This is a genomic window from Pseudoxanthomonas wuyuanensis (assembly GCF_900215535.1).
Lineage (GTDB): Bacteria > Pseudomonadota > Gammaproteobacteria > Xanthomonadales > Xanthomonadaceae > Pseudoxanthomonas_A > Pseudoxanthomonas_A wuyuanensis.
This window is the reverse complement of record NZ_OCND01000002.1, coordinates 509,873-523,429: the sequence shown is the minus strand read 5'-3', so window position 1 is coordinate 523,429 and position 13,557 is coordinate 509,873. Positions and strand designations below refer to the sequence as shown.

General features: G+C 65.4%; 6 protein-coding genes. 3 read left to right on the top strand and 3 right to left on the bottom strand.

Features of this window, described 5'->3' with window-relative positions:
* Positions 1–127 precede the first annotated feature (127 nt).
* Complete coding sequence (locus CRO39_RS07325; protein ID WP_097121207.1) at positions 128–1,990, bottom strand: ABC-F family ATP-binding cassette domain-containing protein; 1,863 nt, start codon at positions 1,988–1,990, stop codon at positions 128–130.
* 190 nt (positions 1,991–2,180) lie between these two features.
* Here CRO39_RS07325 and CRO39_RS07320 point away from each other — a divergent pair, with 190 nt between their 5' ends.
* From CRO39_RS07320 to ybaL, 3 genes are all read left to right on the top strand, one after another.
* The gene (locus tag CRO39_RS07320; RefSeq protein ID WP_097121206.1) at positions 2,181–4,565 is read left to right on the top strand and encodes a TonB-dependent receptor plug domain-containing protein; all 2,385 of its coding nucleotides are present in this window, start codon (positions 2,181–2,183) and stop codon (positions 4,563–4,565) included.
* Positions 4,566–4,983: 418 nt separating this feature from the next.
* Positions 4,984–6,339, top strand: a complete 1,356-nt coding sequence (locus CRO39_RS07315) for a S8 family peptidase (RefSeq protein ID WP_244904255.1) — start codon at positions 4,984–4,986, stop codon at positions 6,337–6,339.
* Positions 6,340–6,661: 322 nt separating this feature from the next.
* On the top strand, positions 6,662–8,350 hold the full coding sequence (ybaL, locus tag CRO39_RS07310) for a YbaL family putative K(+) efflux transporter (protein WP_097121204.1): 1,689 nt from the start codon (positions 6,662–6,664) through the stop codon (positions 8,348–8,350).
* 20 nt (positions 8,351–8,370) lie between these two features.
* Here the strand turns inward: ybaL and CRO39_RS07305 are convergent, their stop codons facing one another.
* Together CRO39_RS07305 and clpB are read right to left on the bottom strand one after the other, a co-directional pair.
* The gene (locus CRO39_RS07305; protein ID WP_097121203.1) at positions 8,371–10,635 is read right to left on the bottom strand and encodes an EAL domain-containing protein; all 2,265 of its coding nucleotides are present in this window, start codon (positions 10,633–10,635) and stop codon (positions 8,371–8,373) included.
* A gap of 194 nt (positions 10,636–10,829) precedes the next feature.
* Positions 10,830–13,415, bottom strand: a complete 2,586-nt coding sequence (gene clpB, locus CRO39_RS07300) for an ATP-dependent chaperone ClpB (protein ID WP_097121202.1) — start codon at positions 13,413–13,415, stop codon at positions 10,830–10,832.
* Positions 13,416–13,557: the final 142 nt, after the last annotated feature.

The following is a 13,557-nucleotide window of genomic DNA, read 5'->3' as shown; positions in this document are numbered from 1 at the left end:
GGCATGGACGGCGTCGATAGCCTCGCTCGCGCTTGGGGGATGCAGCCCGGTTATCCGTGAACCGCCTCCGGCCCGGAGCATGGCTGCCAGCCCGTGCCAGGATTCGAAAAAGGGGCTGCAGCCTGATTCAGGTCGCATCCTCGTACAGCGCCGACCAGGCCTGTTCGGCCTGCTGCAGTTGCTGTTGCAGGGTTTCGCGCTCGCGGCCCAGTTGCGTGAGCCGGTCGGCATCGGAGAACACCGCCGGGCTGGCGAGCGCGGCGTCGGTTTCGGCCAGCCTGGCTTCCAGTTCGGCCACTCGCGCTTCGGCCTGGGCCAGCTTGTGCGGGTTGGGCGGCTTGCGCGCCGGCATCGGCTTGGCCGGCGGCGGTGGCGTGGGAACGGCTTCGGCCAGCTTCTGCTTGGTGCCCTGCGCGGCGGGGCGGCTGCGCAACCAGGCGGCATATTCGTCCAGATCGCCGGCGAACGGTTCGACCACGCCGTCGGCCACGCGCCAATAGCTGTCGCAGACCAGGCCGATCAAGTGGCGATCATGGGAAACCATGACAATCGCACCCTCGAAATCGCTCAGCGCCTCGGCCAGCGCTTCGCGCATTTCCAGATCAAGGTGATTGGTCGGCTCGTCCAGCAACAGCACGTTGGGCTGCTGCCAGGCCAGCAGCGCCAGCGCCAGACGCGCGCGCTCGCCCCCGGAAAAACCATCGACCACTTCGAAGGCGCGATCGCCCGGGAAATTCCATTTGCCAAGGAAGTCGCGGAACGCCTGGTTCGAGGCATCCGGCGAGAGGTCGCGGAAATGATCGACCGGCGATTGTCCTTCGTGCAGCGATTCCACGGTGTGCTGGGCGAAGTAGCCGATGCGCAGATCCGGATGGGCGCTGCGCTCGCCGGCAAGCGGGGCCAGTTCGCCGACCAGGGTCCTGACCAGCGTGGTCTTGCCGGCGCCGTTGGGACCGAGCAGGCCAATGCGATCGCCGGCTTCCAGGCCAAAGCCGACATCGCGCAGAATCACCGCGTCCTGGCCGTAACCTGCCTGCACCTGATTGAGCCGGATCAGCGAGAACGGCAGCCGGTTGGGCTGGGCGAATTCGATACGGAACTCGCGTTCGGCGCGCACCGCCTCGGTGCCGGTCATCTTGGCCAGCCGCTTCATCCGGCTCTGCGCCTGGCTGGCCTTGCTGGCCTGGGCCTTGAAGCGGTCGATGAAGCTCTGCAGATGGGCGCGCTCGGCCTGTTCCTTCTCGTGCGCGATCTGCTGCTGGCGCAGCTGTTCGGCGCGCTGGCGTTCGAAGTCGGTATAGCCGCCGACATAGAGCTTGGCGCCGCCGCCGTGCAGGTGCAGCGTGTGGGTGGCGACGTTGTCCAGAAACTCGCGGTCGTGCGATATCAGCAGCAGCGTGCCGGGGTACTTCAGCAGCCACTGTTCCAGCCACAGCACCGCGTCCAGATCCAGGTGGTTGGTGGGCTCGTCGAGCAGCAGCAGGTCCGACGGCATCATCAGCGCGCGGGCCAGGTTCAGGCGTACGCGCCAGCCGCCGGAGAACGCCGACACCGCACGCTGGTGGGTATCGGCCGGAAAGCCCAGGCCGTGCAGCAGCTTGCCGGCGCGCGCCTCGGCGTTGTAGCCGTCGATCTCGGCCAGGCGCTGGTGCGCGGCCGCCACCGCTTCCCAGTCTTCGCGTGCGGTGGCCTCGGCCTCTTCGCGCAAGACCGCGGCCACCACATCGTCGCCGCCAAGCACGAACTCGATGGCCGGGTCCGGCAGCGACGGGGTTTCCTGGGCGACGCTGGCGATGCGGACCTTGCCGGGCAAATCCACATCGCCCTTGTCGGCTTCCAGTTCGCCGCGCACGGCGGCGAAAAGGCTGGATTTGCCGGTGCCGTTGCGGCCCACCACGCCGACCCGGTAGCCGGCATGCATCGTCAGATCGACGTTGGACAACAACAGCCGTTCGCCACGGCGGAGGGCGAAATTGCGAAGGGAAATCAAGAAAGAACCTGCGGGAAGTGGCTGAAATCAGCGCATTAGTTTATCGGTAGCGGGCCATCACAGGTTTGTTAATAAATTGTTGACTTTCCTGTCATATGCAGGTAATTCAACCATGCTGCGGCGCAAAATTCGATGGGGTGACGCCCCTCGCTGCGCGCAACCGCTCGCTTCCACACCCTCTGGAGTAGCCATGACCCGCAAGCCGTCTCCCCTCGCCATCGCTGTCGTAATGGCGCTGGCCGCTTCCCCCGCACTGGCCCAGGAAGGCGCCAAGACGCTGGATACGCTGATCGTCACCGGCACCCGCGTCTCCGACCGCACCGTCGCCGAATCCACCGCTCCGATCGACATCATTACGCCGGAAAACCTGGCCTCGACCGGCACCGTCGAACTGGCGACCGCATTGTCGCGTGCCGTGCCCTCGCTCAATTTCCCGCGTGCCGCCATCAACGACGGCACCGACGCCATGCGTCCGGCGCAGCTGCGCGGACTGGCGCCGGACCACACCCTGGTGCTGGTCAACGGCAAGCGCTACCACCCCGGCGCCTTGGTCAACGTCAACGGCAGTCAGGGCCGCAGTTCCTCTCCAGTGGATTTGAATTCCATCCCGATTTCGGCCATCGAACGCGTGGAAGTGCTGCGCGACGGCGCGTCGGCGCAATACGGTTCCGACGCCATTGCCGGCGTCATCAACATCGTGCTCAAAGGTTCGGACCAGGGCGGCAGCCTGTCGGCCACCTACGGCCAGTACAGCGCCGGCGACGGCGCCCAGTACCAGTTGCTGGGCGACGCCGGCTTCAAGCTCGGCGAGGTCGGCAAGGTGCATATCGCCGTGCAGGGCGGCCACCAGGACCAGACCGATCGCGCGCGGCCCTTCCTGGGCACGGTAACGCCGACCAGCGCGCCGGCCGGCAAGGTCGTGCAGCGCTATGGCGACCCGGAAGTCGACAATGGTTCGTTTCTCTACAACGGTGAAGTCGGCATCACCGACTACCTGACGTTCTACTCCTACGGCCTGTACACCAAGCGCGAAACGCTCTCCAACGGCTTCTTCCGCCCGGCTGGCGATGCACGCAACATTCCGGAGATCTATCCGGACGGCTTCCTGCCGCAGATCTTCAACACTTCCACCGACGTCAGCGTCTCCAGCGGCATCAGGACCTACACCGACGGCGGCACCAACATCGACATCAGCTACACCTTCGGCTCCAGCGAGCTCGAATTCGACATCCGCAATACGCTCAACCGCAGCCTGGGGCCGACGTCGCCGACCCAGTTCTACGCCGGCGCGCTGGAATTCAAGCAGCATGTGCTGAACTTCGATTTCAACAAACCGCTCGACTGGGGACTGGCCTATCCGCTGACGCTGTCCTACGGCGCGGAGTGGCGCGGCGAGAAGTTCACCATAACGCCCGGTGAGCCTGGTTCCTACATCAATGGCGGCGCGACGTTGCCCACCACTCCCCCCACTCCCACCGCGGCCGGCGCGCAGGTGTTTCCCGGTTTCCGGCCCAGCGACAGCGGCAGCTTCGACCGCAACAACATCTCGGTCTACGCGGGTCTGGAAGGCGACCTGACCGACAAGCTCTCCGCCGGCGTGGCGGTGCGCTATGAGGACTACAGCGACTTCGGCGACACCACCACCGGCAAGCTCACCGGCCGCTACGCCTTCAATGATGCGGTCGCGCTGCGCGCCACCGTGTCCACCGGCTTTCACGCGCCCTCGTTGCAGCAGCAGTACTACCAGACCACCTCCACCAACTTCATCGGCGGCGAGCCGTTCGATCTGGTGACCTTCCGGGTGACCAACCCGGCCGGTATCGCGCTGGGCGCCGAACCGCTGAAGGCGGAGAAGTCCGACAACCTCAGCCTGGGTCTGGTACTGACGCCGATGGAGAACCTCTACGTCACCATTGATGGGTACCGGATCAAGGTCAAGGACAGGATTACGCTGTCGGAGAACCTGATCAGCGCGCCCGTCCGGGAGTACCTCAACGAAAACGGCTTCCCCACAGTAAGCGGTGGACGCTATTTCACCAACGCATTGGACACCACCACCACCGGTGTGGACATCATCGGCACCTATACCTGGAACCTGGCTGCCAGCAAGCTGGACTTCACCACCGGCTACAACTACAACAAGACCGAGATCGATCGCGTCGCCGAAAATCCTGCAGCGTTGGAAGCCATCGATCCTGATGCGCTGCGTTTTGGCCGCGTCGAGCTGGGACGCTTCGAAGTGGGGGCGCCGCGCGACAAGTTCTTCCTCAACAGCATCTGGACCAAGGGCGGCTTCAGCGTCAGCGCCACTGCCACGCGCTATGGCGAATTCACCATACGCAACTCCAACCCGGCGCTGGACCAGACCTTCGAACCGAAGTGGCTGCTGGATCTGTCGTTCAATTACAAGCTCGACAACTGGGACTTCACCCTGGGCGGCGACAATGTGCTCAACGAATATCCGGACGAGAACATCTTCGCAACCTCCACCTCCGGTCAGCTGCCGTATCCGTCGCAGAGTCCGTTCGGCTTCAACGGCGCTTACGCCTACGCCCGCATCGGCTACAAATGGTGATGCGCTGACGCAACTACGCGCGGCTTACTAAAGAAGCCCCGGAAAGCCAGTCTTTCCGGGGTTTTTCTTTGCAAGCGCGGCAAGTTCAACGGCACCGCGGAAACGCGAATCGCATCACGGATACGCATTTTCGACGAGCCATTGCCATCTGCCTGCAAGAAACCGGTGTCAGCGGCCGCGATGCTCGATAGCGCAATAGCCGTTGCAGCAAGCGTCCTGCAAACCGGCAGCCACGAGCGACGCCAAGGCGGCGAATGCGAATCGTTCCGCGCATATCGCCGTGCTAGCGTCGCCATGCCGTCAGCAGCGCTGGCGGCTTGGAGCGCGCTGCGGTCCTGCAGCAACGGCGATGGCGCGCCCCATCCACTCATCCTTTCATTGACGACGGAGTTGGGCATCGATGGCTTACAAAAAGCGTTTGGGGATTCTTGCAAGTGCGGTGGTGTCGATACTGGGCGTGTCTTTCGCTGCACAGGCGGGCGGACGGCCCGACCTGGTGGTCAACGGCCTGAAGGCCGGCCGGCCGCATGTGGCCGGCGAGTTGCTGGTGAAGTATCGCGACGGCGCCAGCACCGCCGGCCGTGAAGCGGTGCAGCACGGTCTGGGCGCGCAAAAGCTGGAAACGCTGCGCGGCGGTACCGCCAGGAAAGGCGAACTGGCGCTGTTGCGGGTGCAACCCGGCCTGGATCTGGCGGCCGCGGTGCAGGCCATCAGCGACGACCCCGCGGTGGAATATGCCGAACCCAACTGGATCTACACCGTCGGTGCGGTCTCCAACGACACCTACTACAGCAACGGGTCGCTGTGGGGCATGTACGGCGATGCCAGCAGCCCGGCCAACCAGTACGGTTCGCAGGCCGCCGACGCCTGGGCCAGCGGGCATACCGACTGCAGCAATGTGATCGTTGGCGTGATCGACGAAGGCATCTACTACGAGCACGAAGATCTGGCCGCCAACATCTGGTCCAATCCCTACGACCCCGTCGACGGCGTCGACAATGACGGCAACGGCTATATCGACGACGTCCGCGGCTGGGACTTCGACGGCGGCAGCAACAACATCAATTCCGGCGGCGCCAACGACGACCACGGCACGCATGTGGCCGGCACCATCGGTGGCGTTGGCGGCAACGGCAAGGGCGTGGCGGGCGTTTGCTGGACCGGCGTGAAGATGATCAGCGCCAAATTCCTCGGACGCCGCGGCGGCACCACCGCCAATGCGGTCAAAGCGGTGGATTACTTCACCGACCTGAAGGTGCGCCACGGCCTGAACATCGTGGCCACCAACAATTCCTGGGGCGGCGGCGGCTTCTCGCAGGCGCTGCAGGACGCAATCGCCCGCGCCGGCAACGCCGAGATCCTGTTTATCGCCGCCGCCGGCAACGATGCCTACGACAACGACGCCACCGCCAGCTATCCGTCCAACTATCCGAACGCCAACATCATCGCGGTGGCGTCGACGACCAGCACCGGCGGCCTGTCCAGTTTCTCGCAATGGGGCAGGACCACCGTGGATCTGGGCGCTCCCGGTTCGGCCATCTATTCGACCGTGCCCAAAACGTCCAAGGGCAAGCTGGTTTCCGGTTACGCCAGTTACAGCGGCACCTCGATGGCAACGCCCCATGTAACCGGCGCGGCGGCGCTGTACGCCTCGACTCGTCCCGGCGCTACCGCCGCCAACATCAAGGCAGCGATCCTCAACAGCACCGTGCCGACTCCGGCGCTGCAGGGCAAGACGGTCACCGGCGGCCGTTTGAACGTAAGCGATTTCTGACCGGCACGCGAGCCGGACCGATGCACTTGGAAAACCCCGGGTCCACCGGGGTTTTTCTTTTCAGCGGCGGTGATGGCCGCAATCCCCGGGCCGGCGCCCACGTTCGCCGTGCCGGTCTCCGCCGTCACGCTGCAAGACTGCCGGAACGCCGGAACGCCGGAACGCAGCATTCGATGGCGCGCTGGCGCCGTTCGCAGTACAACGGTCGCGGTATATCGCACGGCGGCGGCGTGCAGGACTGAACGCGCGGCTCAGCTTCGGATTGCCTCGCCTTTCGGCCATCGGCGACACTGGCATTTCACACCACTGAACGCAGGACCCGATGCAACACGACACCAGCCTCATCGACATCATCGCCGTCGGCCTTGCGGTCGCCTTCGTGCTGGGCGCGCTGGCCAACAGGCTGAAGTTGTCGCCGCTGGTGGGGTATCTGATCGCCGGCATGCTGGTGGGACCGTTCACGCCCGGCTTTGTGGCCGATCAGGATCTGGCCATGCAGCTGTCCGAACTGGGCGTGATGCTGCTGATGTTCGGCGTGGGCCTGCATTTTTCGCTGGAAGACCTGCTGGAAGTCAAAGCCATCGCCATCCCCGGCGCCGTGGCGCAGATCGCGGTCGCCACGCTGCTGGGCTGGGGCCTGGCCTGGGGCATGGGCTGGTCGCCGCTCAACGGCTTCGTGTTCGGCCTTGCCTTGTCGGTGGCCAGCACCGTGGTACTGCTGCGCGCGCTGGAAGACCGGCGCCTGCTGGATACCAGCCGCGGCCGCATCGCCATTGGCTGGCTGATCGTCGAAGACCTGGCGATGGTGCTGGCGCTGGTACTGCTGCCGGCGCTGGCCGGGGTGATGGGCGAAGCCGGCCAGAGCGATGGCGGAGTCGGCAGCGTCGCAGCGGCACTGGGCTGGACCCTGGTCAAGGTCAGCGCCTTCGTCGCCTTCATGCTGCTGGTGGGGCGCCGGGTGATTCCGTGGGTCCTGGAGCGTATTGCGGCGACCGGTTCGCGCGAGCTGTTCACACTGGCGGTGCTGGCCATCGCGCTGGGCGTGGCGTTCGGGTCGGCCAAGCTGTTCGGGGTGTCGTTCGCGCTGGGCGCATTCTTCGCCGGCATGCTGCTCAACGAGTCCGAACTCAGCCACAAGGCCGCCAGCGATTCGCTGCCGCTGCGCGACGCGTTCGCGGTGCTGTTCTTCGTTTCGGTCGGCATGCTGTTCGACCCCGGCATCCTGCTGACCTACCCGCTGCAGGTGCTGGCGACCTTCTTCATCATCGTGGTCGGCAAGTCGCTGGCCGCGTTCGCCATCGTGCGCCTGTTCGGCCACCCCAAGGACACCGCGCTGACCATTTCCGTCAGCCTGGCGCAGATCGGCGAGTTTTCCTTCATCCTGGCCGGGCTGGGCCTGAGCCTGAAGATCCTGCCGCAGGAAGGCCACGATCTGATCCTGGCCGGCGCGCTGCTGTCGATCGTCGCCAACCCGTTCCTGTTCTCGTGGCTGGGAAGGTGGCAGGCCAGAAGGGACGCCGGCATCGCTATCGCGCCGGAGCCCGAACTGCCGCCGGGCCCGTCGCTGGATGTTGCCGATCACGCCATCATCATCGGCTACGGCCGGGTCGGCAGCGAGTTGGCCAACGTGCTGCGCGACCGCGGCGTTCCGCTGATCGTCATCGACGACAACGCCGACCACGTCGCCCGTGCGCACGCCAAAGGCATCCCCGGCATCCGCGGCAGCGCCGCCGCCGACAAGGTGCTGGCCGAAGCGCATCCGGAGAACGCAAAGATTGCGGTACTGGCCATTCCGCAGCCATTGGAGGCCGGCGAGACATTGGCCAAGCTGCGGGCAATCAACCCATCGCTGACCCTGCTGGCGCGCGCGCACAGCGATGCCGAGGTCAAGCACCTGCTCGAACACGGCGCCGACGGCGCGATCCTGGCCGAACGCGAACTGGCGTTCTCGCTGGCCGAGATGGTGCTGTCCACACCGCCCTACCGCGCATTGCGGGTCAAGCCGGTCTAGCGACCGCCGGCCGCGTTGGCTCAACTGGCATTCGACAACCGCTGGACATCCGCCGCGGCGGCCAGCACCTCGGAAAGCGGTTGCGGGGCGGCGTACAGATAGCCCTGCACCCAATGCACGCCGAGCTCGCGCAGGCAGTCTTCGATCTCCGCGTTTTCCACAAACTCGGCCACCGTCGCGGCGCCGAACGCTTCGGCCACCGCCACCGACGCCTGCACCAGCGCATAGTCCTTGCCGCGCGCGGCCACATTGCGGATGAAGGAGCCGTCGATCTTGATGATATCCACCGGCAGTTCCTTCAACCGCGCAAAACTCTGCATGCCGGTGCCGAAATCGTCGATGGCGATGCGGCAACCGCGGCTGCGCAAATCGCCCAGCATCAGGTTGGCCGAGGCCGTGCTGGAAATGGCCGCGGTCTCGGTGATCTCGAAACACAATGCCGACAACGGCAACGGCGAATCGTCCAGCAAGGCGCGCAGCTCCATCCGGAAACTCGTCGATGCCAGGCTCTGCCCGGTCAGATTGACGGCAATCTGCCGGCAATGCGGCAACGCCTCGGGATACTTGCGCAACTGCCGGAACAGCGCCTTCAGCACCGCCAGGTCCAGCTCCGTGCCGCGCCCGGCCGCTTCGATCGGCCCCATGAAACGGGCCGGCGGAATCAGTTCCCCGTGTTCGTTGCGCAGACGGCACAGGACCTCACCGCGCAATTCGCCCGGCTGCGGCCGCACGCCGTCGGGTTGCAGGCGCAGGATCGGCTGGAAGTACAGCACGACGCGTTCGTTGCGCAGGCAGGCCAGCGCCTCGGTCGCATCCTGCATCTGCTGGCGCCGCGAGTGGCGCGACAACGCATCGCCGATTTCGCTGTAGCGCGGGCGGATTTCGCCATGCTGGCGCGCCTCGAAAGCCAGATGCGACGCGGCCAGCAATGCCGCTTCCATCGGTTCCGGCCGCCAATCGGCCAAGGCCGCCACACCCAGATAGGGCAGCAGCCGCAGCGCTTGGCCATCGGCGTCTATTTCGGTGTGCTCCACCAGCGCCACCACGCGTTCCCATAGATCCGCATCGCCATTGCGCGGCAACAGCGCGAACTGGCCGGTGCCCACGCAATAGGTATCGACCAGGCTCTGCAGTCGCCGCGACACCGCCTTCATCGCTGCGGCCTGCGTATCCAGGCCGAAACCGGTCACCAGCGAATCGGTCTGATCCAGCAGCAGGTAGCCCAGCTCCGCACGTTCGGCCGGCGGCTGCCCGGCGCGCTGGCGCAATGCTTTCAGGTTGGGAAGTCCGGTAACGGTGTCGCGCAGGGTTTCCTCCGACAGCCGTCCGGCCAACTCCAGCCGGTCGCGATTGATCGCCCACAGATAGAGCATGGCCACGACCAGCACGCTGACTTCCAGTGCGATATGCAGCAGGTTGAGAAATCCCAGCGCGCTGCTGCCGTAACCGGCGGTACCGGCAGTGGCCCAGACCAGCAGGAAGGCGCTGGCCGACAACAGCGTCATCGCATGGCGCGTCGGCAGCCGCAACACGCACCAGCCCAACACTGCGATCAGCGCGAACCGGTAGTCCATCAGCACCACGGTCGCCTCGACGGCGCCGAAGTGCGAATCGCGCAGCAACAGGGTTGCCCAGACGCTCAGCGCCAGGCCTATGCAAAGCAGAAGCGGCAGCCAGACTCCCCGAATCGGCAGCGGCGGCACCGCCGGGCGCCCACGCTCGCCCCATGCCGCCGCCAGCGGCAACGCGACCACCGCCATCCCGAAGTGCTTGGCAAAGAACGTCTGGAACACCGCATTGAGCGCGACCGCCGGGTTGGACACCACGATGATGCTGGCGCTCAGTGCCGCCACTCCTAGCGGAAACACCAGCAGTCCGATGACGGCCAACCGCAGCACCCCCTGCCGCTGCAGGCGGCCATCGGCCGGCCATCCGATCAGGCGCGCACAGAACAGCGTCCATGCCCATGACAACAGCCACGCACCGCCGCTCCATGCCAGCACCGACGCCGAACCGCCGCCGATGCTCCACTGCCGCACCATCCAGGCCACATAGGCGATGAACGTGACGCCGGCGAAAACGGCGCGGTCGCGCGACAGCAGCGCTATCGCAAACAGCAGACCAGCATGCAAATGAATCAACGAGGCCGGCAGGCGCACGCCCATGAAGGCGATTTCGTAGCTGGCGGGGATCTGTTGCAGCAGCACGCAGAGCGATCCCAACAGGATCAGCCTGCCGTATCGGCCGCGGAACCACGGACTCTCAAGGAATCGAGCGATGGGCATGCATTGGATACAGGCGTGCTTCCCCCAGCACGCCGCTATCCTGACATGAAACCGCCTGAAACCAACAACGGTCGCATCGTTTCAACCGACTGGTTCACAAAAAACGGAACTCCGTCACGGACGCCCCGACGCGGCAGGCCCGGCAGTTTGCCGGACCTGTCCTTTTGCGCGGCGCCCCAACGCCGCAGGCGGACTCAGGAACGCTTGCGGAACTGCAGATGCCCGCCTTCGGCATCGACCTGGATCGCATCGCCGGCACCGAACTCGCCGGCCAGTATCTTCTGCGCCAGCGGGTTTTCCAGCTGCGCCTGGATGGCGCGCTTGAGCGGCCTGGCCCCGTAGACCGGATCGAAGCCGACATTGCCCAGCAGCGCCAGCGCGGCGTCGCTGATCTCCATCGCAATCTGGCGTTCGGCCAGGCGCTTGGCCAGGTAGCGGGTCTGGATACGGGCAATCTCGCGGATCTGCGCCTTATCCAGCGGGTGGAACACGACGATGTCGTCCAGCCGGTTGATGAATTCCGGACGGAAGTGCGCCTGCACCACGCCCATCACCGCGGCCTTCATCTGCGTGTAACTCTCCGGGGTGTCGCCGGAAAGCTCCTGGATCAGGTTCGAGCCCAGGTTGGAGGTCATCACGATGACCGCGTTGCGGAAATCCACCGTGCGGCCCTGGCCGTCGGTCAGGCGGCCATCGTCCAGCACCTGCAACAGGATGTTGAACACGTCCGGATGCGCCTTTTCCACTTCGTCCAGCAGGATCACGCTGTACGGCCGGCGGCGCACCGCCTCGGTCAGGTAACCGCCCTCTTCATAGCCGACATAGCCCGGTGGCGCCCCGATCAGACGCGCCACCGAGTGCTTCTCCATGAACTCGCTCATGTCGATGCGGACCATGGCATCGTTGCTGTCGAACAGGAATTCGGCCAGTGCCTTGCACAGCTCGGTCTTGCCCACGCCGGTCGGGCCCAGGAACAGGAACGAACCGCTGGGCCGGTTGGGATCGCTCAGCCCGGCGCGCGAACGCCGCACCGCGTCGGAGACGACCTTGATCGCCTCTTCCTGGCCGATGACCCGGCCATGCAGGGCGTCTTCCATCTTCAGCAGCTTCTCGCGCTCGCCTTCCAGCATCTTGCTGACCGGGATGCCGGTCCAGCGCGAGACCACCTCGGCAATCTCCTCATCGGTGACCTTGTCCTGCAGCAGGCGGAAGCCTTTCTGCTCCACTTCCTGCGCGTCGCCCAGCTGCTTTTCCAGCGCCGGCAGTTGGCCGTACTGGATTTCGCTCATGCGCGCGTAGTCCTGCCGGCGCTGTGCGGCCTCCAATTCCAGCTTGGCGCGCTCGATCTGTTCCTTGATCCGGGTGGCGCCGGTCAGCGTGGCTTTTTCGGCCTTCCAGATTTCCTCCAGATCGCTGAATTCCTTCTGCAGGCTTTCGATTTCCGATTCCAGATCGGCCAGGCGTTGCTTCGATTGCGCGTCCTTTTCCTTCTTCAGCGCCTCACGCTGGATCTTCAGCTGGATCAAGCGCCGCTCCATCCGGTCCATCTCTTCGGGCTTGGAGTCGATCTCCATGCGGATGCGCGATGCGGCCTCGTCCATCAGATCGATGGCCTTGTCCGGCAACTGCCGGTCGGCGATGTAGCGATGGCTCAGCGTGGCCGCGGCGACGATGGCCGGATCGGTGATTTCCACGCCATGGTGCACGGCGTACTTTTCCTTCAATCCGCGCAGGATGGCGATGGTGTCCTCGACGCTGGGTTCGCCGACGAACACCTTCTGGAAGCGGCGCTCCAGCGCGGCGTCCTTCTCGACGTACTTGCGGTATTCGTCCAGCGTGGTGGCGCCGATGCAATGCAGTTCGCCGCGGGCCAAGGCGGGCTTGAGCATGTTGCCGGCGTCCATCGAGCCCTCGGCCTTGCCGGCGCCGACCATCGTATGCAACTCATCGATGAACAGGATGATCTGGCCTTCGTTCTTGGACAGATCGCTCAGCACCGCCTTCAGCCGTTCCTCGAATTCGCCGCGGAACTTGGCGCCGGCAATCAGCGCGCCCATGTCCAGCGACAGCACCCGCTTGCCGCGCAGTCCCTCGGGCACTTCGCCGTTGACGATGCGCTGGGCCAGGCCCTCGACGATCGCGGTCTTGCCCACGCCCGGCTCGCCGATCAGCACCGGGTTGTTCTTGGTCCGGCGCTGCAGGACCTGGATGGTGCGGCGGATTTCCTCATCGCGGCCGATCACCGGATCCAGCTTGCCGGACTCGGCGCGTTCGGTCAGATCGATGGTGTACTTCTCCAGCGCCTGGCGCTGGTCTTCGGCATTCTCCGATTGCACGCTCTCGCCGCCGCGGATCTTTTCGATGGCCGCTTCCAGCTTGGCCTTGTTGGCGCCCGAATCCTTCAGCGCCTTGCCGGCCGCGCCACTGTCGTCCAGCGCAGCCAGCACAAACCACTCGCTGGCGATGTACTGATCGCCGCGCTGCTGGGCCAGCTTGTCGGTGACATTGAGCAAGCGGCCCAGATCGTTGCCGATGGACAGATTGCCGGCCTGGCCGGAAACCTTGGGCAGCTTGTCCAGCGCCTCGGTCAGCCGCTCGCGCAGCACCGGGATGTTGACTCCGGCCTGGACCAGCAGCGGCCGCGTGCTGCCGCCGGACTGGTCCAGCAACGCGGTCAGCACATGCACCGGTTCGATCAGGTTGTGGTCGCGGCCCACGGCCAGCGACTGCGCGTCGGCCAGCGCCTGCTGGAAACGCGAGGTGAGCTTGTCCATCCGCATCGGGAAAACCTCGGCAAGAAGAGGCCGGCAAGCGCCGGCAGATGCTACCCAGATGCGGCTATGCGGCAGCGTTTCAAGGGGCTCCGGAGACGGGCGGTCAGCCGCAGGCCGGGTCGCGCCCCGTCATTTCCACGCCGGTCCC